Source organism: Micromonospora olivasterospora, from assembly GCF_007830265.1.
Lineage (GTDB): Bacteria > Actinomycetota > Actinomycetes > Mycobacteriales > Micromonosporaceae > Micromonospora > Micromonospora olivasterospora.
The window spans coordinates 5,159,841-5,186,320 of the sequence record NZ_VLKE01000001.1 but is presented as its reverse complement, the minus strand read 5'-3'; the positions used below and the strand labels follow the sequence as shown (position 1 = coordinate 5,186,320).

Annotated in this window: 15 protein-coding genes and 1 pseudogene; 3 read left to right on the top strand and 13 right to left on the bottom strand. The window is 70.5% G+C overall.

Features of this window, described 5'->3' with window-relative positions; all coding sequences use genetic code 11:
- Positions 1-54 precede the first annotated feature (54 nt).
- From JD77_RS23855 to JD77_RS23840, 4 genes are all read right to left on the bottom strand, one after another.
- Positions 55-570: a hypothetical protein gene (locus JD77_RS23855; protein ID WP_145776254.1), complete on the bottom strand. Its 516-nt coding sequence runs from the start codon at positions 568-570 to the stop codon at positions 55-57.
- 20 nt (positions 571-590) lie between these two features.
- Positions 591-857 carry a hypothetical protein gene (locus tag JD77_RS23850; protein ID WP_145776253.1) on the bottom strand — a complete coding sequence of 89 codons (267 nt, stop codon included), beginning with the start codon at positions 855-857 and terminating at the stop codon, positions 591-593.
- A gap of 95 nt (positions 858-952) precedes the next feature.
- Positions 953-1,432 carry a cupin domain-containing protein gene (locus JD77_RS23845; protein ID WP_145776252.1) on the bottom strand — a complete coding sequence of 160 codons (480 nt, stop codon included), beginning with the start codon at positions 1,430-1,432 and terminating at the stop codon, positions 953-955.
- Positions 1,433-1,525: 93 nt separating this feature from the next.
- Positions 1,526-2,530, bottom strand: a complete 1,005-nt coding sequence (locus JD77_RS23840; RefSeq protein WP_387229350.1) for an NAD(P)/FAD-dependent oxidoreductase — start codon at positions 2,528-2,530, stop codon at positions 1,526-1,528.
- A gap of 56 nt (positions 2,531-2,586) precedes the next feature.
- Between JD77_RS23840 and JD77_RS23835 the strand changes: the two genes are divergently transcribed.
- Positions 2,587-3,198, top strand: coding sequence for a helix-turn-helix domain-containing protein (locus JD77_RS23835; protein ID WP_145776251.1), 612 nt, complete (start codon positions 2,587-2,589; stop codon positions 3,196-3,198).
- A gap of 76 nt (positions 3,199-3,274) precedes the next feature.
- Here JD77_RS23835 and JD77_RS23830 read toward each other — a convergent pair whose 3' ends face one another.
- Positions 3,275-4,381: a PIN domain-containing protein gene (locus JD77_RS23830; RefSeq protein ID WP_145776250.1), complete on the bottom strand. Its 1,107-nt coding sequence runs from the start codon at positions 4,379-4,381 to the stop codon at positions 3,275-3,277.
- A 147-nt stretch (positions 4,382-4,528) separates the two neighbouring features.
- On the opposite strand from JD77_RS23830, the gene JD77_RS23825 reads away from it, so the two are divergent.
- Entirely contained in the window at positions 4,529-5,368 is an 840-nt protein-coding gene (locus tag JD77_RS23825; protein WP_145776249.1) for a hypothetical protein, read from the top strand.
- Between the two features lie 112 nt (positions 5,369-5,480).
- Here the strand turns inward: JD77_RS23825 and JD77_RS23820 are convergent, their stop codons facing one another.
- From JD77_RS23820 to JD77_RS23810, 3 genes are read right to left on the bottom strand one after another with little or no spacing between them, the layout of a single operon-like run.
- The gene (locus tag JD77_RS23820) at positions 5,481-5,741 is read right to left on the bottom strand and encodes a hypothetical protein (RefSeq protein ID WP_145774161.1); all 261 of its coding nucleotides are present in this window, start codon (positions 5,739-5,741) and stop codon (positions 5,481-5,483) included.
- Complete coding sequence (gene istB, locus JD77_RS23815) at positions 5,741-6,502, bottom strand: IS21-like element helper ATPase IstB (RefSeq protein ID WP_013289162.1); 762 nt, start codon at positions 6,500-6,502, stop codon at positions 5,741-5,743. Before istB ends, JD77_RS23820 begins: the two co-directional genes overlap by 1 nt.
- A complete protein-coding gene (locus JD77_RS23810) occupies positions 6,499-7,164 on the bottom strand; it encodes a Mu transposase domain-containing protein (protein ID WP_246140623.1) in 666 nt (221 codons plus the stop codon). The genes istB and JD77_RS23810 overlap by 4 nt, the downstream gene beginning before the upstream one ends.
- Before the next feature lie 113 nt (positions 7,165-7,277).
- Between JD77_RS23810 and JD77_RS23805 the strand changes: the two genes are divergently transcribed.
- The gene (locus JD77_RS23805) at positions 7,278-8,684 is read left to right on the top strand and encodes an IS4 family transposase (protein WP_145773096.1); all 1,407 of its coding nucleotides are present in this window, start codon (positions 7,278-7,280) and stop codon (positions 8,682-8,684) included.
- Here the strand turns inward: JD77_RS23805 and istA are convergent.
- From istA to JD77_RS23785, 5 genes and pseudogenes are all read right to left on the bottom strand, one after another.
- The gene (istA, locus tag JD77_RS23800; protein WP_246140622.1) at positions 8,673-9,464 is read right to left on the bottom strand and encodes an IS21 family transposase; all 792 of its coding nucleotides are present in this window, start codon (positions 9,462-9,464) and stop codon (positions 8,673-8,675) included. The genes JD77_RS23805 and istA overlap by 12 nt on opposite strands.
- Before the next feature lie 103 nt (positions 9,465-9,567).
- Positions 9,568-9,723 carry a hypothetical protein gene (locus JD77_RS32460; RefSeq protein WP_170286527.1) on the bottom strand — a complete coding sequence of 52 codons (156 nt, stop codon included), beginning with the start codon at positions 9,721-9,723 and terminating at the stop codon, positions 9,568-9,570.
- A gap of 269 nt (positions 9,724-9,992) precedes the next feature.
- Positions 9,993-11,005, bottom strand: a pseudogene (locus JD77_RS23795) (IS630 family transposase).
- Between the two features lie 492 nt (positions 11,006-11,497).
- Positions 11,498-13,171 carry a helix-turn-helix domain-containing protein gene (locus tag JD77_RS32455; protein WP_170286526.1) on the bottom strand — a complete coding sequence of 558 codons (1,674 nt, stop codon included), beginning with the start codon at positions 13,169-13,171 and terminating at the stop codon, positions 11,498-11,500.
- Entirely contained in the window at positions 13,162-26,271 is a 13,110-nt protein-coding gene (locus JD77_RS23785; protein ID WP_145776247.1) for a winged helix-turn-helix domain-containing protein, read from the bottom strand. The genes JD77_RS32455 and JD77_RS23785 overlap by 10 nt, the downstream gene beginning before the upstream one ends.
- Positions 26,272-26,480 lie beyond the last annotated feature (209 nt).

Sequence of the window (26,480 nt, the reverse complement as noted above, 5' to 3'; positions counted from 1 at the left end):
CGCTGCCGAACGCGCTGGACAGGTAGGCCCGCGAGTCCTGTCGTAAAGGTCGTGTCACAGAGGGAGGGCGTCGAGAAGGGCGCGCAGCGTCCGCTCGTACCCGTCGGGGCTGGCGCCGAGGCGCTGGAAGCTGCTCAGGGTCACCGTGTAGCTGCCGGCGCCGCTGACCACGACGGCCTCCGCCCCGATGTCCTTGACCGCGAGGTACGCCTTGTCGCCCTTGTCGACGTCCTTCACCTCGCGGTACACCTTCCCGGCCTGGTCCCGCTCGTAGCCGTAGGTGGTCTCGCCGGCGAGCCGGCTGGCGGTGGTGACGGTGAGCAGCGCGACGCCGTTGCCGTCGCCGAACGAGCAGCTGCCCTGGTAGACCATGGGCTGGCCGACGATCTCGGACAGCTGGCTGACGGTGAACGGGCACCGGGGCGCCGGTGTGTCCGCCGTCTCGCCGCCGGTGTCCGCCTCGACGCCTGCCTCGGCGGCCGGGTCGGCGTCACCGACGTCCTCGGCGCCGCAGGCGACGAGCGGCAGGATCAGGAACGAGCACGACATGGGTGCGATCAGACGGCGCATGGTCGTGCTCCTTTCGGAAGTCAGGAAAGCTTCGGATCTGGGGATTCGGTTCCGGGTGGATGGATCCACCGGGCCGGGACGAGGCGGTCGACCCGCCAGGCCGCGGCCTCGGCGGCGGCGGCCACCACGTCGGCGTCGGGCCCCTTGACGAGCGCGATCACCACGTCGTCGGTGGGTAGCTGGACGACGGCGACCAAACGGCAGTCCGGGGTGCCGAACGCCGGCCTCGGCCCGTCCGCGCCGGGCGAGCAGTCGTACTGCTCCAGTGCGAACAGGTGTGCGGTCATGACCCGAGGCTAGGCGGCAACGCGCGGCGGGTAATCGGGCGTTTCCCTATGCTTGCCGATCGCTCCTGGTCGGCGCGGCGCCCGGTGCCGGCCCGTCAGAGCCAGTAGGTGTCGTGGCGGAGGAAGAACTCGGCGCGTTCCTCCTCGCTCAGCTCCGCCAGCCCGGGCAGCCCTTCGAAGTAGCCCTCCCGCTGGGCACCGGGCGAGAAGTGCAGCAGCATCGACGCGGGCTCGCCGGACTCGTTCCGGAACGCGTGCACCCCGCCTTCCGGCACATGGACGAAGTCACCCGGGACGGTATCGATCCACCGGGTGCCGTCGTAGATCCGTACGGAGCCGGCGAGGATGAAGAAGGACTCGGAGATGGAGCGGTGGAAGTGCGGGGCGGGGCCGCTCGGCGTCGGGCCCATGTCCCAGCGGTAGAGGCCGAACTGGCCGTTCGTCGTGGCGCCGGTCGCCAGGTAGTGCGCCGAGCCACCGTTGGCGTACCGCAGTTCCGGCCCGGCGTCGGCGGGGCGGTAGGTGGCACTGGTCTCGCCGTCCGTGCCGAGGTACCGAGGTGGCGGGTACGTCATGCTCTTCTCCCTGGACCGCTGGCTCTGGGCCGGCACCGGCTCTGCTCCGAGCCCGCCGGCGCGTCATCATCATGCCCGAGCCGAGCCTGGCCGTCAGGGACGCGTGCGGGCCGGCACGGTGGAGTCGCGGTGGGCGGCGACCGCGTGGCGGGTCTCCTCGGCGACCAGGTCGGCGTTGATCGCCGCTGCCGCCGCCGCGCCGCCGGCCGCCGCGGCGCCGACCTGGGCGACCAGGTCCGCGACGTTGCCAGCGACCCACACGCCGGGCACCTCCGTACGGCCGGTCGGGTCGGCGGGGACGTACTCCCCGACGCCGCGCGGATCTTCCACCGGCCGCAATCCGAGCGCCGCCAGGAAGCCGGACCGCGCCACCATCCGCGTCGAGACCACCACCGCCTCGCGGCGGACGACTGTGCCGTCGCGCAGCCGTACGCCGACGAGCCGGTCCTCGGCGACTTCCAGGGAGGCCACCTCCCCGGCCACCACGGTGACGCCGCGGGCGGCCAACTGCTCCGCCTCCTCTCCGGCAGGGGGCGCAGTGGCATGGGCGAAGAGCGTGACGTCGGGGCTCCACTGCCGGAACAGCAGCGCCTGGTGCACCGCCAGGGGCCCGCTGGCCAGCACGCCGATGGCCCGGTCCCGGACCTCCCGGCCGTGGCAGTACGGGCAGTGCAGCACATCCCGGCCCCAGCGCTCGCGCACTCCGGGGATGTCCGGCAGCTGGTCCACCAGCCCGGTGGCCGCCAGCAGCCGGCGCGCACGGACCGTCCGGCCGTCGGCCAGCCGTACGACGAACCCGCCGTCCTCGCGGCGCGCGCCGTCGACCTCGCCGGGCACCACCTGGCCGCCGTAGCCACGGACCTCCGCCCGGCCGCGCTCCAGCAGGTCCGCCGGGCGGATCCCGTCGCGGGCCAGCAGCCCGTGCACGCCGGACGCGGGGGCGTTGCGCGGGGCACCACCGTCGATCACCAGCACGGACCGCCGTGCCCGGGCGAGCGTCAACGCGCCGCTCAGCCCCGCCGCGCCACCGCCGACCACCACCACGTCGTAGCCGTCCCTCAGTCGATTTGTCACCGTGACCACCTCCACGACGACCATGCCGAGCCGCGGGCAGCGCCTGCAAACTCTGTTGCCGTTATGGCAAAGTACGGACCATGGACCAGGACCTCGACCAGACCCTCGGCGTGGTGGGGCCGCGGCTACGCGCCCTGCGCCGTCAGCGCGAAACCACGCTGGCCGACCTGTCGGAGGCGACCGGCATCTCGGTGAGCACCCTGTCCCGGCTGGAGTCCGGCGCCCGCCGGCCGACACTCGAACTGTTGCTCCCCCTGGCCCGAGCCCACGGCGTCACGCTCGACGAACTCGTCGGCGCCCCGCCCACCGGCGACCCGCGCATCCACCTGCGCCCGATCACCCGCCACGGCATGACCATGCTGCCCCTGACCCGCCGCGCCGGCGGCATCCAGGCGTACAAGCTCGTGATCCAGGCCGGCAGCCGCCGGGCCGAGCCCGACCCTCGCAGCCACGAGGGGTACGAGTGGCTCTACGTCCTCAACGGCCGGTTGCGACTCGTCCTCGGCGAGCACGACCTGGTGCTCTCCCCCGGCGAGGCGGCCGAGTTCGACACCCGCGTACCGCACTGGTTCGGCGCCGTCGGCACCGAGTCGGTCGAGTTCCTCAGCCTGTTCGGCAGCCAGGGCGAACGCGCGCACCTCCGGGCCGCCCCGCGGCGCAACAGCCAGCCGGGACCGGCTGACCGGGGTTAGTGCCGAGGTCGGCGGCGAAGCCCGGACGGCTCAGCGCCGCTCGGCGGGGAACACGGGCGCCAGGAAGACCTGACGATCACGAAGGCGTCGCGTCGAGGAGGTAGTCGTCGACGTCCGGGCTCCATCGCAGGTCGATCATGCCGCTGGTGGCGGCCGCCTTGCAGAACTGGAGGAAGCTTCGGTAGCCCAGCTTCTTCTCGCTGAAGTCGGGCCTGGCCCGCTGCAGCTGGTTCTTCAGGCCGGACAGGGCCACCGAGCCCTCGTCGCCAGCCAGGTCGAGGACGACGGAGCGGAGCAGGCCGAACGCCACCTCCCGGTCGCCGTGCTCCGGCAGCGACACCTCCGGGTCGCCCTTGGCCGGGCCCTCGGCCAGCTCGATCACGTTGTGCCCGGCAAGGTGGCGCAGGAGTTCGCCGAAGGCGCGGAACCCGTAGTCGGATTCGCTGAACGTCGGATCCTTCCGCAGCAGGGTGCGCTTGAGCCCGGAGGCGGTCACCTGCCCGCTGGAGCTGCCCTGGAGGCCTGCCACGGTCTGTGCCACGAGGACCGCCAGGGCGTCGACGTCGCGGGTGGGTTCCTCGACGACCCGCTGCGGCTCGGGCTCCTGCTCCCCCGGCTGCGGCTCGACCGGCTGCGGCTCGACCGGCTGCGGCTCCGGACTCGGCACCCGGCCGGGGCGGCCGCGCCGGGCGCGCGTCGTAGGGATGTCGACTCCCTCGAGGCGGTCGTAGTAGAGGAACTCGTCGCACGCGGGCGGCAGCAGCGCCGAGGTGGACTTCTCGATGCCGACCCCGATGACGCGCTTGTTGAGCTCGCGGAGCTTGTGGACGAGCGGGGTGAAGTCGCTGTCGCCGGTGCAGATCACGAACGTCGAGATGTACGCGCGCTCGAAGGCGAGCTCCACGGCGTCGACGGCCATCTTGATGTCGGCGGCGTTCTTGCGCGAGGCGCCCATGCGCTGCGGTATCTCGATGAGTTCGACGTGCGACCGGGTGAGCATCCGGCGGTCCTCGTCGAAGTACGACCAGTCCGCGTACGCCCGGCGCACCACCACCCGTCCCCGCTCGGCGAGGGCGTCGGCGATCGGGCGGAAGTCGAACGCCATCCCGCCATGGTGGTCGCGTGCCCCCAGCGCGAGGTTCTCGTAGTCGAGGAACAGGGCGATCCGGTCTTCTTGATCCACGCGGACCAGCGTACGCCGGGGCCCGGGCCACGGGGTCGTAGGCGAGCGGGCCGGCGTCCGGAAACCACGGGCAGCCCACATCGGGGTCGCGCAGAGGCGACTTCCGCGGCATTGACGTGCTTCACTCTTGCCCCTACCTTCGGCGCCATGATTATCAATGTTCGCCGGGCGTTGGCGGCGCTGACCGCCTTCGCGGCGGTCGCCGTCGTCGGCATGCCCGATGCGGTCGCCGCGGGCCCCGTACCCATCAACGACCTCGGCAGCGGCACCTACCTCGGCTTCCAGGGCGGCCTGTATCCCGCCGGCAGCAACGCCATGCCCGGCGCCCACCGCACCGTGGGTGTCAACCGGGCCCTGCGGGTACGCCCGGTCGACACCGCCGGCAACCCGAGCGCCAACGGCAGGTACGTCCTGCTGTCCATCGGCATGTCCAACACCACCCAGGAGTTCTGCTCCGGCGGGACCGGCGGCCAGTGCGCGCCGTTCTCCTTCATCGGCCAGGCCGCGGCGGACCCGCAGGTCAACCACGACGAGCTCGCCATCGTCGACGGCGCGGCGGGCGGCCAGACCGCGGACACGTGGGACTCCCCCACCGACGCCAACTACGACCGCGTGCGCGACACCCGACTCGCGCCCCTCGGCCTGACGGAACGACAGGTCCAGATCGCCTGGGTCAAGGTCGCCAACGCCCAGCCGTCGGTGTCCCTGCCCGCGGCCAACGCCGACGCGTACCAGCTCGTGACCCAGCAGGGCAACATCATGCGGGCGCTCAAGAAGCGCTACCCCAACCTGCAGCAGGTCTTCGTCTCCAGCCGGATCTACGGCGGCTACGCCACGACGACCCTCAACCCCGAGCCGTACGCGTACGAGACCGGCTTCGGTGTCAAATGGTTGATCCAGGCCCAGCTCACCCAGATGTCGGGCGGCGGCACCGACCCCCGGGCCGGCAACCTGGACTACAACGGCACCGTGGCGTGGGCGGCCTGAGGCCCGCACCTGTGGGCAAACGGCCTCCAGCCCCGCTCCGACGGGCTCACCTGGGCCCGGTGTCGGGGTACTCGTTGGAGTGCAGAGGTGAGTACGGCTGATCTTGCAGAGGTCAGGTGTCGCGGTGGGCGCCTTGTTCGTCACGGTGGGTTGCGTCTTGCAGGCGCAGGCGGGTGAGGCCGAGCATGTCGATCAGCCATCCGGGTCCGCCGGTGATGCCGCGGGCGCGTAGGAGGGTGTCGACCTCGTGGTGGGTCGCCGGAGTGGTGCGGGCGAGGAAGTCCTCGCAGATCTGGAGCAGGAGTTGCAGCAGGTCGCCGCGGTTGGTGTCGCTGGTGGCTGCGGGGTCGTCCGGGGTGGCCGGGGTGGGCATCAGGCGACGTTCTCGATGGCGGTGAGGCGGTTCTTGAGTCGGTAGCTGGGGCCGTTGATGGGGACGACGTCGCAGTGGTGCAGGAGCCGGTCGAGGATGGCGGTGGCCAGGACCTCGTCGCCGAAGACTTGGCCCCATTCGCCGAAGCCTTTGTTCGAGGTCAGCAGGGTGGAGCCCTTCTCGTAGCGTTTCGAGATCACTTGGAAGACGAGGTTGGCCTCGGGTCGTTCGAGGGGTTGGTAGCCCACTTCGTCGATGACCAGGACGGTGGGGCGTAGGTAGGTTTGCAGCTTGCGGGCCAGGCGGCCGATCGCGTCGGCGGCGGTGAGGTGGCGGACCATGTCGTCGAGGGTGGTGAAGTAGACGGTGAATCCGGCTCGGCAGGCGGCGACCGCGAGGGACACGGCGATGTGGGTCTTGCCGACGCCGGGTGGGCCGAGGAGAGCGACGTTGGCCTTGGCCTGCACGAATGCGAGGGTCGCGAGGTCACGGACCTTGCGGGGGTCCAGGTCGGGTTGGAAGCTGAAGTCGTAGTCGTCGAGGGTCTTGTGGTGCGGCAGCTTCGACAGGCGTAGCCCGGCGCGGAAGCGGCGTTCGTCGCGGACGGCGAGTTCCTCTTCCAGGACGAGGTCGAGGAACTCCAGGTAGCCCATGGCTTCGGTGTCGGCCCGGCCGGTGAGTTCCCGCAGCGTCTTGGCCAGGTGAGGCAGGCCGAGTTTGGTGGCGCTGGCGTGGATGCGGTTGGTGACCAGCTCACTCACTTCGAGACGTCCTTCAGGTGTGGGCGGTTGGTGAACGGGCTGGCCGCAGCGATCTGCTCATAGACCGACAGCGGCCGGGCCTCGACGGCGATCTGGGCGGCGGCGGCCCGGTTGAGCAGGGCTTGCAGCGGCCCCTGGCCGCCGTCGTGACGGGCCGGTCGGCGTGCGGTCGACTGCCCGCTGTCGGGGTCGCCGATGGTGACGGCCCGGGTGTGTCCGTCGGGCAGACCGTCCCAGTGGCTCTCGTCGACCACGCGGGCGCCGCGGCCCACGGCCCGCTGGTGCGTGGCCAGCAGCGTGGTGCCGTCCAGACCGGGCACGATGGCGTGAATAGTGATCGTGGCGGCGGTCGCCCGAATCTCCACGAGTTGGCGGTGGCGGACCCGTCGGGCCGGCACGGAGTAGAGGTTGCCGGCGTAGGCGACCAGGCAGTCCTTGCCGACGTGCCGCAGATGCCGGTCGGCGACCACATACGGCCGGGCGGGGATCGGTCGCAGCGCGGCGTGGTCGCGGACCGCCCGCACGCCGATGATCTCGCCGTGGGTGCGATGCCTTACGGCCCGCCGCTGTGGCACCCAGGCCATGAACGTGGCGTCGAGTTCGGCCAGCGACGAGAACGCCCGCCCGGCCAGGACATGATCGCGGATGATGGTGACCTGCAACGCCGTTGCGTTTGGCGATCGGCGGATGAGTCAAGGGGGACTTTGAAGACGCGAACGGGACTTCTGATAGATCAACTTGTGTCGAGCAAGAAGATCATGCCTCAGGAGTCCCGTTGCAGGAGAAGTCTGTCATCACCCGGTCGATCGAGGTAGCCGGGGGTGTGCACGCGCCCGGACATCTGGGCGAGTTGACCCAGATCATCGACTTCGACCTGGTCGACGCGGTGCTGGAAGAAACCGGGACACGCGAGAAGCGGCTGCGGCTGCTGCCGTCTCGGGTCGTGGTGTACTTCGTCCTCGCACTCGCCCTGCTCGACCGCTGTTCCTACCGAGCGACGTGGGGGAAGCTGACCGCGGCCCTGGCCGGCTTGTGCCTGACGCGGCCGAGTATCTCCTCACTGTCACGCGCTCGCCGCCGGGTCGGAGTAGCGCCGCTACGGCGCCTGTTCGAGACCCTGGCCGGTGCCGTCGGTCTGCTCGGCCAGCCCGGCGTGTTCTACCGGGGCCTGCGTACCGTGGCCATCGACGGCACCCACCTGCACGTGCCCGACGAGGAACGGGTCACCTGGCGCTACCCCAAACGCGTAGGAGACAAGCTGGAGTTCGGCTACCCGCTGCTACGGCTGCTCGTGGTGATCGAGTGTGGGACCCGCGCCCTGCTCGCCGCGGCCTTCGGCCCCGAAACAGAAGGCGAACTGGCTTACGCGCGGCGGCTTCTGGGCGTCCTGGACCGCACGATGCTGCTGCTGGCCGACGCCGGCTTCGACGCCGCGGAATTCCTGCGCGACGTCGGCGCCACCGGCGCGCAGTTCCTGGTCCGCTCATCCGCCCGCCGCTGCCCGACCATCCAGCGTCGCCTACCCGACGGCTCCTACCTGGCCCGCATCGGCTACGGCAGCCTACCCGCTCTCATCCTGGTGCGGGTCATCGAAGCGCAGGTCACCGTCACACTGGCCGACGGCAGCCTGCGGCGCGAGCAGTGGCGGCTGATCACCAGCCTGACAGACCACACCCGCTACCCCGCCCACGAACTCGTGGACCTCTACCACGAACGCTGGCAGGCCGAAACCACGTATTTCTCGATCAAAGCGACCATGCTCGACGGCCGCGTCCTGCGCTCCCGCAGCATCCCCGGGATCGAGCAGGAGGTGTACGCCCTGCTCACCGCCTACCAGGCCCTCATCCGCGCGGCAGCAGACGCCACCTGCACCCAGCCCGGCCTGGACATGGACCGGATCAGCTTCACCGTCCTCATCGACGCCGCCGCCGACACGATCACCACCGCCAGCGGAATCCTTCCCGGCAGCTCAACCGACCTCCTCGGCACGATAGGCCACGCCGCGCTGGCCGACCTCCTACCCGCCTGGCGCCGCCCTCGAATCAAGGCCCGCTCCCGCAAGAACCCGACCAGCAAGTACAGCCCGAACGCCGGACAGCACCCCGCAACCACGCAGACCTACACCTTCCACGCCGACATCACAATCTTCGAAAAGGGGCTTGCCTCCCGCTCACGGCGCTAAACGCAACGGTGTTGTGGTGACCTGCCGTTCGACCCGCCCTTTGCCGGTCGGCCGATAGGCGGCCAGCACATCGATGTCGAAGTCGTAGTGCCCGGCGAACGCGACCGCTTCCGGGTGCAGCGGCACCGCCTGGCCCGGGGCGACATGCCGGCGGACCACGGTCTTGGTCCGGTCGTAGACGATCGCCCCGGGAACCCCGCCGAAGTGCGCGAACGCCCGCCGGTGACACTCCCAGAACGCGGCCAGGTCCCGGCTGGTGGTGAAACAGCAGAACGGGTCCCGCGAGTACGACAGCACCATGTGAAACGAGTACACCTTCGGGATCCCGACATGGGCCAGGATGCCGCCTTCGTCGCCCCAGTCCACCTGCGCCTGGGCGCCCGGAACGACCTCGAACCGGCGGTGCAGCCCGGCCAGCTGATCCGGACTGATCCCCAACTCCGCAGCGATCCGCGGCCGGGCCTGCTGCAGATACAGCTTCACCCGCTGATAGTTGCCGGTGAACCCGTACTGCTCGACAAGGCGTTCATGGATCACCGTGCCCTTGAGCAGCAACTCCGCCCGCAGCCACGCATCGACCACGTGCGCGAACACGTCGATCAACTGCCCCCGAGCCGGCCGCGCCCGAACCGGCGGCACCACCTCGCCGCTACCAGCAGCCAGGTACTTCTTCACCGTCCGCCAGTTCAGGCCCGTCTCACGAGCGATCTCCGAGACACTCGCACCAGCCTCGTGCAACGCCCGGAACCGGCGCACATCCAGCCACCGCTGCTCATCCATCGCTCCCATCGCCAGCCGCCCCACGTCTGCCCGATCACGACCCGAGCAGCCTCACCCTCAGTCACCCGCTGACGACGGACAAACAGTGCGCACCTCTGCAAGATCAGCTGTACTTAGCTCTGCACTCCAGGCCGTACCCCGACACCCGGTCGGACTTCGGCTCCGACGGCACACATCCGTCCGACAGCGGACGCCAGAAGGTGGGGACCCTGCTGCTCCGCTTCTTCAAGAACTCCCCGACCACGGCCTGCTGGTTCACCGTCGGCGGCACCTGCGCCTAGTTCACACCGAAGAGGTTCGATCCCAGTACCGCCCGCGCAGGTCAAAGGCCACTTCCCGGATTCGGGAGGTGGCCTTCCTGCTTGCGCACACCAGCGAGTACAGCAGTTCCGTCAGCGGCCGAGTGGTCACCACGGCGCTTGAGAGAGCCGCTGAGATCACCTGCACCCCGACATGATCCACCATGGACCTGGCGCCGAGTTACCAAGACGAGCGTTAGTTTCTTGACCGTTGATGGTGATTTCGGCGTTATGCACCGATGTACGCAAGGTGCGGGTCGGCGAAGAACCCGCGCACGATCTGAGGCATCTTCTGGAGGCGCCGCAGGGCGCCGATAGCGAGGCGTTTCATCTCCGTCTGGCTCATGGGGACGGCGCGTTTGATCCGGTCGTGCTTCACGTTCTTCCACACCCACTCGTCCGGGTTGAGTTCCGGGGAGTAGCCGGGAAGGAAGAACAGCTTCAGCCGCCCGTTGGTGGACTCCACATACTGCGTGGTCTCCTTTGCCCTGTGGGCGGGGTGCCCGTCCACGATCAAGAACACCGGGCCGCTTGCATCAGCCACGAGCCGCTTGCAGAACTCGATGAACCGGCCGGCGTTCAACGTGCCCTCGAACACCTGGAACCGCAACAGCCCCTTGGCGTTGACCGCCGAGATCATATTGATCGACTTGCGTTCGCCGGTGGCGACAACGACCGGGTCTGCCCGATCCGTCCCCACGTGGTACCGGCGTGGTGGTCCGTGCGGATGCCGGCCTCATCAGCAAAGAAGACCTCCGCGCCGACCGCGGCAGCCTCCGCCTTGATCGCCGGGAAGGTCTCCTGCTTCCATGCCCGCACCTTGTCCGGGTCCTGCTGATAGGCCCGGTATAACGGCCGCTGCGGCGACAGGCCGAGCTTTTTCAAGATCCGGCCCACAGTCGGCAGCGACAACCGCACCCGGAAATGACGCTTGATCAGGTCCCGCACCAACTGACGGGTCCACAAGGCGAATCCGAACGTATGCGCCCGCGGATCCGATCCCACAATCCACGTGTATACCTGCATCATTTGCTCATCGCTGAGCGCCGTCGGCCGACCCGAGGCGAACTTGGTCGACAACGCCTCCAGCCCGCCTTCGCGGAAGGTTTTCTGCCAAGCGAACACCGACCCGCGGCTGACCCCCAGCGCCTCGGCGACATCCTCAGCCCGCCACCCGTTCTCCATCAACTGGACCGCACGGATACGTTCCTCGTGCGTCGATCTGCGGCCCTTCTTCGCCATTCGACCATTTTGCCACGTCCAGCATGGACAGTCCAGAAACTTACGAACTCCTTAGTACGAGACATCCTTTGGTGTCCCACTCTCTCGGCCGGGTTCCTCTCCTTCATGACTTGGGTCGTCTCGATGGATCACGCGGTGGCCGTCTCCCATCTACGCGACACGCCCATCACGGAACAAGTCGTACCCACGCCACTCCAGTGGACGCAACCCGAGCCGCATGACGGAGTTCTCCATGATCCAGGGGATTGACAACCTACCCACCCGTTGGCCAAGAGCCGAAGCCTGGCTCACCTGCCGGAAAGCCGTCTACGCGACCTAACCGACAACGACAGGGCACGAATCTCCGCCAACCCCGGCATCCACACCTGCCAACGAGCGGGACCGAGCACGCTGGGCATCGGATCAGCACACCTCATCAGCAAGATCCACCAATTCGCAAGCGGGATCAACCCGAGGGCTCGTCCACGGATCGAGGCTTGACTCCCACTGGCCTCAGTCCCTTGACACGGTCCGCCGGGGCTGACCCGGATCGCTCACCCGGTACCGCGCCGCCACGCTGCCGTGACCTTTCTGGATCAGCTGCAGCAGAGCTCTGCCGCGCAGTAATGCCGCGATGCGGCGATGCACCGTCGACTGCTTTGCGGATGTCGCCCTGGCGAGGTCTGGCTCGCTGGCGGTGATGGTTCCGTTGTCGTCCATGCGGTCGATCAGGGCGTGCCACAACTGCCGCAGCTGGTCCCGCTGCGGTGTGGTGGTGGCGATGTGGTCGGCGTGTTGGTCGAACAGGGCCCGGGCCTCGTCCGGGTCGCACACCCACCGGCTGCCCTCGGGAGGGGCGGGCAGCGGTGCTTGCCGGGGCCGACCCGGGTCGGTCACTCCGTACCGCGCCCCCACACGACCATGGCCTTCCTGGACCAGCTGCAGCAGACCACGGTCGCGCAGTACCCCGATCCGGGTACGCACCCTCTGCTGCCATATGGATGTCGCCGCGGTGAGGTCTGACTCGCTGGCGGTGATGGTTCCGTTGTCGTCCATCCGGTCGATCAGGGCGTGCCACAACTGCCGCAGCTGGTCCCGCTGCGCTGTGGTGGTGGCGATGTGGTCGGCGTGCAGGTCGATCAGGGCTCGGGCCTCGTCCGGGTTGTGCACCCACCGGCTGCCCTCGGGAGGGGCGGGCAGCGGTGCTTGCCGGGGCCGGCCCGGGTCGCTCACCCCGTACCGTGCCGCCCCGCGACCGTGTGCTTCTTGGACCCGCTGCAGCAGACCACGGTCGCGCAATACCCCGATCCGGTCATGCACCGTCGGCTGCGGTGTGGATGTCGCCTTGGCGAGGTCTGACTCGCTGGCGGTGATGGTTCCGTTGTCGTCCATGTGGTTGATCAGGGCGTGCCACAACTGCCGCAGTTGGTCTCGCTGCGCTGTGGTGGCGGCGATGTGGTCGGCGTGTTGGTCGATCAGGGCCCGGGCCTCGTCCGGGTGGCGTACCTGTCGGCTGGTGGCGGCGGGTTGGTGTTGGTCGGGGTGCAGTGGGGTGGGTGTGGTGGGTGGCTCGTCGGTGGGGTGGTGGGGGGCATCGCCGGTGTGGATGGTGCCGGCGTCGGTGTGGGTCACCGCTGGGGGTGGCGTGAGGGGTGGTTGCCAGTCCATGTCCGGCCCCTGCCCGATGGCCCAGTCGCCGAGGTTCCCGCCGCCGTCGTCGGCCTGATCGTCGATGTTGGGCTGGCCGGGGTGGGTGGAGATCGCCGCACCGTGCTCGTCGGTCACATCCGTGCCGGGATCCGGCTCCGCCGGTTCTGCCCGCCCCGTCGGCCGGGACGTTGTGGTGGCGATGTGGTTGGCGTGTTGGTCGAACAGGGCCCGGGCCTCGTCCGGGTGGCGTACCTGTCGGCTGGTGGCGGTGGGTTGGGGTTGGTCGGGGTGCAGTGGGGCGGGTGTGGTGGGTGGCTCGTCGGTGGGGTGGTGGGGGGTGTCGCCGGTGTGGATGGTGCCGGCGTCGGTGTGGGTCACCGCTGGGGGTGGCGTGAGGGATGGTTGCCAGTCCATGTCCGGCCCCTGCCCGATGGCCCAGTCGCCGAGGTTCCCGCCGCCGTCGTCGGCCTGATCGTCGATGCTGGGCTGGCCGGGGTGGGTGGAGATCGCCGCACCGTGCTCGTCGGTCACATCCATGCCGGGATCCGGCTCCGCCGGTTCTGCCCGCCCCGTCGGCCGGGACGTTGTGGTGGCGATGTGGTCGGCGTGTTGGTCGAACAGGGCCCGGGCCTCGTCCGGGTGGCGTACCTGTCGGCTGCCGGCGGTGGGTTGGGGTTGGTCGGGATGCAGTGGGGCGGGTGTGGTGGGTGGCTCGTCGGTGGGGTGGTGGGGGTGTCGCCGGTGTGGATGGTGCCGGCGTCGGTGTGGGTCACCGCTGGGGGTGGCGTGAGGGATGGTTGCCAGTCCATGTCCGGCCCCTGCCCGATGGCCCAGTCGCCGAGGTTCCCGCCGTCGCCGGCCCAGTCGTCGAGGTTCCCGCCGTCGTCGGCCCAGTCGTCGAGGTTCCTGCTGCCGTAGTCGGCCTGATCGTCGATGCTGGGCTGGCCGAAGTCGGTGGACATCGCCGCACCGTGCTCGTGGGTCACATCCATGCCGGGAACCGGCTCGGGCGTCGGCGATTGAGGTGCCGGATTCTGCATGCCTGGTCCGGGCGGGATCGACTGAGTCCCGGGGGACTGGCTGGGCTGGTCGCCGCTGGGCTGCGGCCACGATGTCGGGCGGGGCGGGGTCTGCGGCCGGGGCGGATGCATCGGTTGCCGTTCGGGATCGGGTTCCGTGCCCACGGCCTCAAGCAGGTAGAGCAGATCGGCCGGGTCCACATCGAGTAAAACGGCTGGGTCCATCTCGTGGGTCACACCCGTGCCGGGAACCGGCCATCCCGGTTCCGTCCACTCCATCGGCTCCGCCGGTTCTGCCCACTCCGTCGGCCGGGCCGGCGTGGTGGGGGCGTCCGGGTCGTCCCACGGCCCGGGCAGTTGTGGCAGGTCCGTGTCCGTCGGCGAGGCGGGTGCCGGGCCGGGTATCGGCGCCGTAGCTCCGTGGTCCAGCCAGGACAGGTCTTCACCACCTTGTGGGCGGTGCGGTCCGAGGGCAGGGCCGGGCACCGGTGCTTGCCGGGGCCGGCCCGGGTCGCTCACCCCGTACCGCGCCGCCACACGACCGTGTGCTTCCTGGACCCGCTGCAGCAGACCACGGTCGCGCAATACCCCCATCCGGTCATGCACCGTCTGCGGCGGTGCGGCTGTCGCCTTGGCGAGGTCTGACTCGGTGGCGGTGATGGTTCCGTTGTCGTCCATCCGGTCGATCAGGGCGTGCCACAACTGCCGCAGCGGTTCCCGCTGCCGTGTTGTGGTGGCGATGTGGCCGGCGTGCTGGTCGAACAGGGCCCGGGCCTCGTCCGGGTCGCGCAGCCACTGGCTGCCCTCGGGAGGGGCGGGCAGCGGTGCTTGCCGGGGCCGGCCCGGGTCGCTCACCCCGTACCGCGCCGCCCCGTGACCGTGTGCTTCCTGGACCAGCTGCAGCAGACCACGGTCGCGCAATACCCTGATCCGGGCCTGCACCGTCGGCCGCGGTGTGGATGTCGCCTCGGCGAGGTCTGACAGGCTGGCGGTGATGGTTCCGTTGTCGTCCATCCGGTCGATCAGGGCGTGCCACAACTGCCGCAGCTGGCCTCGCTGCGCTGTGGTGGTGGCGATGTGGTCGGCGTGTTGGTCGAACAGGGCCCGGGCCTCGTCCGGGTGGCGTACCTGTCGGCTGCTGGCGGTGGGTTGGGGTTGGTCGGGGTGCAGTGGGGCGGGTGTGGTGGGTGGCTCGTCGGTGGGGTGGTGGGGGGTATCGCCGGTGTGGATGGTGCCGGCGTCGGTGTGGGTCACCGCTGGGGGTGGCGTGAGGGATGGTTGCCAGTCCATGTCCGGCCCCTGCCCGATGGCCCAGTCGCCGAGGATTCCGCCGTCGCCGGCCCAGTCGTCGAGGTTCCTGCTGCCGTAGTCGGCCTGATCGTCGATGCTGGGCTGGCCGAAGTCGGTGGACATCGCCGCACCGTGCTCGTGGGTCACATCCATGCCGGGAACCGGCTCGGGCGTCGGCGATTGAGGTGCCGGATTCTGCATGCCTGGTCCGGGCGGGATCGACTGAGTCCCGGGGGACTGGCTGGGCTGGTCGCCGCTGGGCTGCGGCCACGATGTCGGGCGGGGCGGGGTCTGCGGCCGGGGCGGATGCATCGGTTGCCGTTCGGGATCGGGTTCCGTGCCCACGGCCTCAAGCAGGTAGAGCAGATCGGCCGGGTCCACATCGAGTAAAACGGCTGGGTCCATCTCGTGGGTCACACCCGTGCCGGGAACCGGCCATCCCGGTTCCGTCCACTCCATCGGCTCCGCCGGTTCTGCCCACTCCGTCGGCCGGGCCGGCGTGGTGGGGGCGTCCGGGTCGTCCCACGGCCCGGGCAGCTGTGGCAGGTCCGTGCCCGTCGGCGAGGCGGGTGCCGGCCCGGGTATCGGCGCCGTAGCTCCGTGGTCCAGCCAGGACAGGTCTTCACCACCTTGTGGGCGGTGCGGTCCGAGGGCAGGGCCGGGCACCGGTGCTTGCCGGGGCCGGCCCGGGTCGCTCACCCCGTACCGCGCCGCCACACGACCGTGTGCTTCCTGGACCCGCTGCAGCAGACCACGGTCGCGCAATACCCCCATCCGGTCATGCACCGTCTGCGGCGGTGCGGCTGTCGCCTTGGCGAGGTCTGACTCGGTGGCGGTGATGGTTCCGTTGTCGTCCATCCGGTCGATCAGGGCGTGCCACAACTGCCGCAGCGGTTCCCGCTGCCGTGTTGTGGTGGCGATGTGGCCGGCGTGCTGGTCGAACAGGGCCCGGGCCTCGTCCGGGTCGCGCAGCCACTGGCTGCCCTCGGGAGGGGCGGGCAGCGGTGCTTGCCGGGGCCGGCCCGGGTCGCTCACCCCGTACCGCGCCGCCCCGTGACCGTGTGCTTCCTGGACCAGCTGCAGCAGACCACGGTCGCGCAATACCCTGATCCGGGCCTGCACCGTCGGCCGCGGTGTGGATGTCGCCTCGGCGAGGTCTGACAGGCTGGCGGTGATGGTTCCGTTGTCGTCCATCCGGTCGATCAGGGCGTGCCACAACTGCCGCAGCTGGCCTCGCTGCGCTGTGGTGGTGGCGATGTGGTCGGCGTGCAGGTCGAACAAGGCCCGGGCCTCGTCCGGGTGGCGTACCTGTCGGCTGCCGGCGGCGGGTTGGGGTTGGTCGGGATGCAGTGGGGCGGGTGTGGTGGGTGGCTCGTCGGTGGGGTGGTGGGGGGTGTCGGTGTGGGTCACCGCTGGGGGTGGCGTGAGGGATGGTTGCCAGTCCATGTCCGGCCCCTGCCCGATGGCCCAGTCGCCGAGGACTCCGCCGTCGCCGGCCCAGTCGTCGAAGTTCCTGCTGCCGTAGTCGGCCTGATCGTCGATGCTGGGCTGGCCGAAGTCGGTGGACATCGCCGCACCGTGCTCGTCGGTCGCAGCCGTGCCGGGAACCGGCCACCCCGGTTCCGCCCACCCTGCTGGTTCCGCCCACTCTGCCCGCCCTGTCGGCCAGGCCGGCGTGGTGGGGGCGTCCGGGTCGTCCCACGGCCCGGACAGCTGTGGCAGGTCCGTGTCCGTCGGCGAGGCGGGTGCCGGCCCGGGTATCGGCGCCGTAGCTCCGTGGTCCAGCCAGGACAGATTTTCACCTTGTGGGCGGTGCGGTCCGAGGGCAGGGCCGGGCACCGGTGCTTGCCGGGGCCGGCCCGGGTCGCTCACCCCGTACCGCGCCCCCCCGCGACCGTGTGCTTCCTGGACCCGCTGCAGCAGACCACGGCCGCGCAATACCCCGATCCGGTAATGCACCGTCTGCGGCAATGTGGATGTCGCCTTGGCGAGGTCTGACTCGCTGGCGGTGATGGTTCCGTTGTCGTCCATCCGGTCGATCAGGGCGTGCCACAACTGCCGCAGCTGGTCTCGCCGCGCTGTGGTGGTGGCGATGTGGTCGGCGTGCAGGTCGAACAGGGCCCGAGCCTCGTCCGGGTCACACATCCACCGGCTGCCCTCGGGAGGGGCGGGCAGCGGTGCTTGCCGGGGCCGACCCGGGTCGCTCACCCCGTACCGCGCCCCCCCGCGACCGTGTGCTTCCTGGACCCGCTGCAGCAGACCACGGCCGCGCAATACCCCGATCCGGTAATGCACCGTCTGCGGCAATGTGGATGTCGCCTTGGCGAGGTCTGACCCGCTGGCGGTGATGGTTCCGTTGTCGTCCATCCGGTCGATCAGGGCGTGCCACAACTGCCGCAGTTGGTCTCGCGGCGCTGTGGTGGTGGCGATGTGGTCGGCGTGCAGGTCGAACAGGGCCCGGGCCTCGTCCGGGTGGCGTACCTGTCGGCTGCCGGCGGTGGGTTGGGGTTGGTGGGGGTGCAGTGGGGCGGGTGTGGTGGGTGGCTCGTCGGTGGGGTGGTGGGGGGTGTCGGTGCGGGTCACCGCTGGGGGTGGCGTGAGGGATGGTTGCCAGTCCATGTCCGGCCCCTGCCCGATGGCCCAGTCGCCGAGGTTCCCGCCGTCGCCGGCCCAGTCGTCGAAGTTCCCGCCGTCGTCGGCCCAGTCGTCGAAGTTCCTGCTGCCGTCGTCGGCCTGATCGTCGATGCTGGGCTGGCCGAAGTCGGTGGAGATCGCCGCACCGTGCTCGTGGGTCACATCCATGCCGGGAACCGGCTCGGGCGTCGGCGATTGAGGTGCCGGATTCTGCATGCCTGGTCCGGGCGGGATCGACTGAGTCCCGGGGGACTGGCTGGGCTGGTCGCCGCTGGGCTGCGGCCACGATGTCGGGCGGGGCGGGGTCTGCGGCCGGGGCGGATGCATCGGTTGCCGTTCGGGATCGGGTTCCGTGCCCACGGCCTCAAGCAGGTAGAGCAGATCGGCCGGGTCCACATCGAGTAAAACGGCTGGGTCCATCTCGTGGGTCACACCCGTGCCGGGAACCGGCCATCCCGGTTCCGTCCACTCCATCGGCTCCGCCGGTTCTGCCCACTCCGTCGGCCGGGCCGGCGTGGTGGGGGCGTCCGGGTCGTCCCACGGCCCGGGCAGCTGTGGCAGGTCCGTGCCCGTCGGCGAGGCGGGTGCCGGCCCGGGTATCGGCGCCGTAGCTCCGTGGTCCAGCCAGGACAGATTTTCACCTTGTGGGCGGTGCGGTCCGAGGGCAGGGCCGGGCACCGGTGCTTGCCGGGGCCGGCCCGGGTCGCTCACCCCGTACCGCGCCGCCACACGACCGTGTGCTTCCTGGACCCGCTGCAGCAGACCACGATCGCGCAATACCCCCATCCGGTCACGCACCGTCCTCGGCGGTGTGGCTGTCGCCTTGGCGAGGTCTGACTCGGTGGCGGTGATGGTTCCGTTGTCGTCCATCCGGTCGATCAGGGCGTGCCACAACTGCCGCAGTTGGTCTCGCCGCGGTGTGGTGGTGGCGATGTGGTTGGCGTGCAGGTCGAACAGGGCCCGAGCCTCGTCCGGGTCGCACACCCACCGGCTGCCCTCGGGAGGGGCGGGCAGCGGTGCTTGCCGGGGCCGACCCGGGTCGCTCACCCCGTACCGTGCCGCCCCGTGACCGTGTGCTTCCTGGACCCGCTGCAGCAGACCACGGCCGCGCAATACCCCGATCCGGAAACGCACCGTCCTCGGCGGTGTGGCTGTCGCCTTGGCGAGGTCTGACTCGCTGGCGGTGATGGTTCCGTTGTCGTCCATCCGGTCGATCAGGGCGTGCCACAACTGCCGCAGCGGTTCCCGCTGCGCCGTGGTGGTGGCGATGTGGTCGGCGTGCAGGTCGAACAGGGCCCGAGCCTCGTCCGGGTCGCACACCCACCGGCTGCCCTCGGGAGGGGCGGGCAGCGGTGCTTGCCGGGGCCGACCGGGATCATTCACCCCGTACCGCGCCGCCCCGCGACCGCGTGCTTCCTGGACCCGCTGCAGCAGACCACGGCCGCGCAATACCCCCATCCGGCGCTGCACCGTCGACTGCTTTGCGGATGTCGCCTTGGCGAGGTCTGACTCGCTGGCGGTGATGGTTCCGTTGTCGTCCATGTGGTTGATCAGGGCGTGCCACAACTGCCGCAGCGGTTCCCGCTGCGCTGTGGTGGCGGCGATGTGGTTGGCGTGTTGGTCGAACAGGGCCCGGGCCTCGTCCGGGTGGCGTACCTGTCGGCTGCCGGCGGTGGGTTGATGTTGGTCGGGGTGCAGTGGGGCGGGTGTGGTGGGTGGCTCGTCGGTGGGGTGGTGGAGGGTGTCGCCGGTGTGGATGGTGCCGGCGTCGGTGTGGGTCACCGCTGGGGGTGGCGTGAGGGATGGTTGCCAGTCCATGTCCGGCCCCTGCCCGATAGCCCAGTCGCCGAGGTTCCCGCCGTCGCCGGCCTGATCGTCGATGCTGGGCTGGCCGAAGTCGGTGGACATCGCCGCACCGTGCTCGTGGGTCACACCCGTGCCGGGAACCAGCCACCCCGGTTCCGCCCACCCCATCGGCTCCGCCGGTTCTGCCCACCCTGTCGGCCAGGCCGGCGTGGTGGGGGCGTCCGGGTCGTCCCACGGCCCGGGCAGTTGTGGCAGGTCCGTGCCCGTCGGCGAGGCGGGTGCCGGCCCGGGTATCGGCGCCGTAGCTCCGTGGTCCAGCCAGGACAGATTTTCACCTTGTGGGCGGTGCGGTCCGAGGGCAGGGCCGGGCACCGGTGCTTGCCGGGGCCGGCCCGGGTCGCTCACCCCGTACCGCGCCGCCACGCGACCGTGTGCTTCCTGGACCCGCTGCAGCAGACCACGGTCGCGCAATACCCCCATCCAGCGATGCACCGTCGGCTGCAGTGTGGCTGTCGCCTTGGCGAGGTCTGGCTCGCTGGCGGTGATGGTTCCGTTGTCGTCCATCCGGTCGATCAGGGCGTGCCACAACTGCCGCAGCGGTTCCCGCTGCGCTGTGGTGGCGATGTGGTCGGCGTGCTGGTCGAACAGGGCCCGAGCCTCGTCCGGGTCGCGCACCCACCGGCTGCCCTCGGGAGGGGCGGGCAGCGGTGCTTGCCGGGGCTGACCGGGATCATTCACCCCGTACCGCGCCGCCCCGTGACCGTGTGCTTCCTGGACCCGCTGCAGCAGACCACGGCCGCGCAATACCCCCATCCGGTCATGCACCGTCGGCGGCGGTGTGGATGTCGCCTTGGCGAGGTCTGACTCGCTGGCGGTGATGGTTCCGTTGTCGTCCATCCGGTCGATCAGGGCGTGCCACAACTGCCGCAGCCCGTCCCGCTGCGCTGTGGTGGCGGCGATGTGGCCGGCGTGCAGGTCGAACAGGGCCCGAGCCTCGTCCGGGTCGCACACCCACCGGCTGCCCTCGGGAGGGGCCGGCAGCGGTGCTTGCCGGAGCTGACCGGGATCATTCACCCCGTACCGCGCCGCCCCGTGACCGTGTGCTTCCTGGACCCGCTGCAGCAGACCACGGCCGCGCAATACCCCGATCCGGCGATGCACCGTCGACTGCAGTGTGGATGTCGCCTTGGCGAGGTCTGACTCGGTGGCGGTGATGGTTCCGTTGTCGTCCATGTGGTTGATCAGGGCGTGCCACAACTGCCGCAGTTGGTCTCGCTGCGCTGTGGTGGTGGCGATGTGGTCGGCGTGTTGGTCGAACAGGGCCCGGGCCTCGTCCGGGTGGCGTACCTGTCGGCTGCTGGCGGTGGGTTGGGGTTGGTCGGGGTGCAGTGGGGCGGGTGTGGTGGGTGGCTCGTCGGTGGGGTGGTGGGGGGTGTCGCCGGTGTGGATGGTGCCGGCGTCGGTGCGGGTCACCGTGAGGGGTGGTTGCCAGTCCATGTCCGGCCCCTGCCCGATGGCCCAGTCGCCGGGGTTCCCGCCGTCGTCGGCCTGATCGTCGATGCTGGGCTGGCCGAAGTCGGTGGACATCGCCGCACCGTGCTCGTCGGTCGCAGCCGTGCCGGGAACCAGCCATCCCGGTTCCGTCCACTCCATCGGCTCCGCCGGTTCTGCCCACCCTGTCGGCCAGGCCGGCGTCGAGGCGTCGGTCGGATCGTGGGGCGAGGTGGTGGGGGCGTCCGGGTCGTCCCACGGCCCGGGCAGCTGTGGCAGGTCCGTGCCCGTCGGCGAGGCGGGTGCCGGCCCGGGTATCGGCGCCGTAGCTCCGTGGTCCAGCCAGGACAGATTTTCACCTTGTGGGCGGTGCGGTCCGAGGGCAGTGCCGGGCACCGGTGCTTGCCGGGGCCGGCCCGGGTCGCTCACCCCGTACCGCGCCGCCCCGCGACCGTGTGCTTCCTGGACCCGCTGCAGCAGACCACGGTCGCGCAATACCCCCATCCGGTCATGCACCGTCGGCTGCAGTGTGGATGTCGCCGTGGCGAGGTCTGGCTCGCTGGCGGTGATGGTTCCGTTGTCGTCCATCCGGTCGATCAGGGCGTGCCACAACTGCCGCAGCTGGTCTCGCCGCGGTGTGGTGGTGGCGATGTGGTTGGCGTGTTGGTCGAACAGGGCTCGGGCCTCGTCCGGGTTGTGCATCCGCCGGCTGCCCTCGGGAGGGGCGGGCAGCGGTGCTTGCCGGGGCCGGCCCGGGTCGCTCACCCCGTACCGTGCCGCCCCGCCACGGTGTGCTTCTTGGACCCGCTGCAGCAGACCACGGTCGCGCAATACCCCCATCCGGCGATGCACCGTCTGCTGCAGTGTGGAGGTCGCCGTGGCGAGGTCTGACTCGGTGGCGGTGATGGTTCCGTTGTCGTCCATCCGGTCGATCAGGGCGTGCCACAACTGCCGCAGCGGTTCCCGCTGCGCTGTGGTGGTGGCGATGTGGTTGGCGTGCAGGTCGAACAGGGCCCGGGCCTCGTCCGGGTTGTGCACCCACCGGCTGCCCTCGGGAGGGGCGGGCAGCGGTGCTTGCCGGGGCCGGCCCGGGTCGCTCACCCCGTACCGCGCCGCCCCGCCACGGCGTGCTTCCTGGACCCGCTGCAGCAGACCACGGCCGCGCAATACCCTTATCCGGCGATGCACCGTCGGCTGCGGTGCGGATGTCGCCTTGGCGAGGTCTGACTCGCTGGCGGTGATGGTTCCGTTGTCGTCCATGTGGTTGATCAGGGCGTGCCACAACTGCCGCAGCTGGTCTCGCTGCGCTGTGGTGGTGGCGATGTGGTCGGCGTGCAGGTCGAACAGGGCCCGGGCCTCGTCCGGGTGGCGTACCTGTCGGCTGCCGGCGGCGGGTTGGTGTTCGTCGGGATGCAGTGGGGCGGGTGTGGCGGGTGGCTCGTCGGTGGGGTGGTGGAGGGTGTCGCCGGTGTGGATGGTGCCGGCGTCGGTGTGGGTCACCGCTGGGGGTGGCGTGAGGGATGGTTGCCAGTCCATGTCCGGCCCCTGCCCGATAGCCCAGTCGCCGAGGATTCCGCCGTCGCCGGCCCAGTCGTCGAGGTTCCTGCTGCCGTCGTCGGCCTGATCGTCGATGCTGGGCTGGCCGAAGTCGGTGGACATCGCCGCACCGTGCTCGTCGGTCGCAGCCGTGCCGGGAACCGGCCACCCCGGTTCCGCCCACCCTGCTGGTTCCGCCCACTCTGCCCGCCCTGTCGGCCAGGCCGGCGTGGTGGGGGCGTCCGGGTCGTCCCACGGCCCGGGCAGTTGTGGCAGGCTCGTGCCCGTCGGCGAGGCGGGTGCCGGCCCGGGTATCGGTGACGTGTTCCCGTCGTTCAGCCAGGACAGGTCCTCACCGGGTGGGTGGTCCGCTTCCAGGGCAGGGTGTGGCAGCGGCGACTGGGCTGCTGGGTTCCGTGTCGGGTCCCACATCCACTGGGTAGCGGACACCGGGGCGGGGCTGGACGGGTCGGGGCCTTCCGCTGGGTCCGGGGACTGCCCGTGTGAGGTGTTGCCGGCCCACCGGTGCCGGCCGCCAGCGGCGGCGAAGTCTTGTTGATCCGGCCAGCGCACGCCGGGTTCCTGACCGTTCTGCACGATGTCCGCGGTTCGTACCGCCTCCACCAGGTCCGGCCCGAACAACTCCACCGAGGCGTCCGAGAACAACACCGACCGCGCCGGCTCGTTGACGTGTGGCCGCAGCTCGCCGGGTATCTGGTCCACCTGGTGTGTGGAGGACATCAGGCGTCGGGCGCGTAGCCGGGTGCGCAGCCATTCACCGAAGGAGGTGGCCTGTCCCGGTGCCTGCCATGCCGCGTCGCACCAGACCAGCATGATGTCGGGTGTGTCGCCGCCGCGCTGCCGCGCCTGCGCGACGGCGTGTCGCCAGGCGGGCGAGGCGGTGAGCATCCGGAGGAACAAGGCCTGACGCACGGGATCGTCGGCCAGCCGCTCGGCCAGGTTCCGGTGCCCGGCGATGGTGAACCATCCCCGCACCCGCGGCAGCGCCCGCGCCGCCGTGCGGTCCGCCGCCGCCGCGTCCGGATCCGCCGCCGCCGGGTCTGCGAAGTACACGCCGCTGAACGTGTCCGCCATGACGATGTCCCTGGACACCTCGAACAGTCGGGGCAGGACCCCGTCCGGCGACGCCGTCTGGATACCGATGTCCGCGGCGAGCCGGTGCAGCTGAACCTCGCTGGCACGGCCGTGGCCGCCGCTGGCGAGATCATGAATTCGGTGCGCGGCCGGCCCGGTGGCCGCGACGGCCGGCTCGCCGAGACCCCCAGAGCCGGCACCGACCGGTTCGTCCAGCACCGACACCCCACTGATCGAACCCGTGTCCCTGAAACCGCTGGAATCCGTGTTCCTGGAGCCGGGATCGGGGCTGAACACCGCACCGCTCGCGGCAGACACGTCACTGACCGGCGTCGGGTCACCGGCGCTGACGACGCCGACGATCGACATGCCACCGACACGGGAACCGGCGCCGCCCGGCAGCGGACCGCGGGCCCCGACCACATCCACCGTCCCGGACATCGCGCTGCCACCGGCCGACGCGAGCACCTGGTGATACCCGTGCAGCCACTCCCGCTGAAACGAGGCGACCAGCGCCGCATGACCGGCCGGGTCGACACCGTAACGGCGGGCCAACACGGTGAACTGAGCCTGCGCCAGACCGGCCGCCACCGAGGTGTGCCGCTCGGACATCACCGGCACCATCGACCCGCCGACACCCCCGCCTGCTCCACCATCGACGGTAACCACACCAGCAGCCACTGCGGTGACACCAGGAACAGCCGCCGCCGAGAAACGAGCGGGCAGATCGGCAACCACCTGCCGGACCACCCTCGCCACCGCACTGACCTGCCCAGCGTCCGGACCAGCCACCACAGCCGGCAGCACGGCAGAGACACCAAGGACCGCATCGACCCCCCGCTCCACCTGACTCCACACACCGCCCTCGACCGCCCCGAACACGCCAGCCGACCACACCCCCGACACACCCACACCCGCCGGCGTGCCCGCGCCTGCCGGCGGGTGTGTATCTGCCCGGGTGTGTGTGTCCGTCGGGATGCCTGTGTCTGTGGGTAGGCCGGTGGTGAGGTACTGGTCGATGTGGTGTTGGGCGGCCAGGTGCGCGGCCGAACGCAACGCCTGCCGGTCGAACTCCGCCGGCAGCGCGGCGATCACCTGCTCCGGCCGTACCGCCGCCGGGATCTGCCCGCCGGTGGTGACCGACCGCGCGAGAGTCTCGGTGATCCGGGCCACGGCCTGGTCCCGGACACCGAACAGGTACCGCTCGGTGAGCGCGGCGGCCGGCAGGCCGATCCGGGACAGGAAAACCGGGACGGTCGGGTCGTTCTGCCGGGCGTCGACCCACTCGGTGAAGACCTGCTCCACCGGCACGGCAAGCGCGGCCAGGAACCGCCGCGCCTGCCCCGTCCCGGCAAGCAACCCACCATAGTGGTCCACCAGTTCCCGCTGGAACCGCTGCCACTGCTCCACCACCAGCGCACCAGCGACCGCCACCCACTCCGGCACCGGCACCACCGGCACCACCGGCACCGCCGGCACCGCCGGCACCGCCGGCACCGCCGGCACCGAGAAGTTCGGCACGGACCACGACGGCACCGGCAGCTCCGGCATCGACCACGACGGCACGGACAGGGCCGGCGCCGACCACACCGGTACCGGCGGCACCGGTTCAGACACCCCCGACGCCGGCGCCGGCGCCGGCAGCGCCGGTGCCGGCAGCGGCGGGACAGGCACCAGGGCCTGCCCGCCGGAGCCCGCCGGATCGCCGACCTCCGGCAGATACGCCGACGGGTCCGCAGTGACCGGCGGGGGCGGCGGCAGCGGCGCGACCGGCCTACCGTCGGCGGTGAAACCGACACCATCCGGCATCCGCCACCGGGGCCGGGTCGGGTTGAACCCCAGACCCACCGCGCCACGACGCGCACCCATCCCGGCCCCGGTCGCGGCCAACTCACCCGACCCCGACAACGCCCCAGAAAGCGCATCCGGCCCGAGACTGCCCGTGTCGTAATGCCCGTCAACGAGGTAGCTGGCGGCGATACCGCCGACCACCTCCACGCCGACCTCCGACACCGGCACCATCGACAGGCTGGTCAACAGATCCCGCGTGGAACCCGACACCCCGAGATGCGACAAACCACCACCCACCGCACCGGCGAACCGCGCCAACGCCGGCCCGGCCGCCGTGCTGACACCCGCCACCGCCAACCCGTACAACGCCTGCTTACCAACCTGCCCCCAGTCGACCCCCGACATCAGACCATCAGCCAACATGCTGATCTGCGCCAACAACGACGACCCCGGCACGAACAACATCTGAATCGCCGTGCTACTCGCCGCCGCCCGCACCATCGACGACCGCAGGATCGTCTGAATGATCGTCCGCACCTTCACGATGTGCGCCGCCGCCTCCACCGGCAGGAAGAACGCCATCGCGAACGCGACCGCCAACTCCGTCATCATGAACACGAACATGACCAGCGCCTGACGATCCGTCAGCTCCATCTGGTTCAGGAAGCCCCGCATCGCCTGCGCCAGGTTCACCTCCAGATCGGCAACCCGGTCCAGCAATTCCACGAACGGAGCCGTCTGCGCCACGAACCGGTCATAGACCTCACCCTCCCCCGCCGCCCGAACCGCCCTGATCGCCTGGACCAGCTCCGGAACCAACAAGGTCCGCACCCGATCCGCCAACACCTCCAACGCGTTCAGGTCATACGCCAACACCGGCAGATCCGCCCGGTGCAACCGCATCCCGGTGAACGCCTCCAGGGCCCGCTTCGACGACTCACTGAGACCAACGGAAGGAACGGGAGCCTCACCCATCGCGCAACGCCCCCTCCCCACCCCCACCAGGGGCACTCACCACGAACCACCCCACAACCTCAGACCACCACCCCACCCCCGACCACCCCACCCACCCGGACCAGCCCCACACACCACCGCTCATGCCCGCAACCAACCCGCGGTACCAGCGGCGACCATGCCCACCCCGGCCACCGCCACAAACGCCCACCACCTCGCCCCGACATCCA

What these genes read in the sequence shown, in the direction of transcription:
- JD77_RS23835 (WP_145776251.1), top strand. Translation starts at nt 2,587, where the DNA reads ATGGACCAGGACCTCGACCAGACCCTCGGCGTGGTGGGGCCGCGGCTA.
- JD77_RS23820 (WP_145774161.1), bottom strand. Translation starts at nt 5,741, where the DNA reads ATGCCCACCCCGGCCACCCCGGACGACCCCGCAGCCACCAGCGACACC.
- JD77_RS32455 (WP_170286526.1), bottom strand. Translation starts at nt 13,171, where the DNA reads ATGGATGTGACCGACGAGCACGGTGCGGCGATCTCCACCCACCCCGGC.
- JD77_RS23825 (WP_145776249.1), top strand. Translation starts at nt 4,529, where the DNA reads ATGATTATCAATGTTCGCCGGGCGTTGGCGGCGCTGACCGCCTTCGCG.
- JD77_RS23840 (WP_387229350.1), bottom strand. Translation starts at nt 2,530, where the DNA reads ATGGTCGTCGTGGAGGTGGTCACGGTGACAAATCGACTGAGGGACGGC.
- JD77_RS23855 (WP_145776254.1), bottom strand. Translation starts at nt 570, where the DNA reads ATGCGCCGTCTGATCGCACCCATGTCGTGCTCGTTCCTGATCCTGCCG.
- JD77_RS23850 (WP_145776253.1), bottom strand. Translation starts at nt 857, where the DNA reads ATGACCGCACACCTGTTCGCACTGGAGCAGTACGACTGCTCGCCCGGC.
- JD77_RS23785 (WP_145776247.1), bottom strand. Translation starts at nt 26,271, where the DNA reads ATGGGTGAGGCTCCCGTTCCTTCCGTTGGTCTCAGTGAGTCGTCGAAG.
- istA (WP_246140622.1), bottom strand. Translation starts at nt 9,464, where the DNA reads ATGGATGAGCAGCGGTGGCTGGATGTGCGCCGGTTCCGGGCGTTGCAC.
- JD77_RS23845 (WP_145776252.1), bottom strand. Translation starts at nt 1,432, where the DNA reads ATGACGTACCCGCCACCTCGGTACCTCGGCACGGACGGCGAGACCAGT.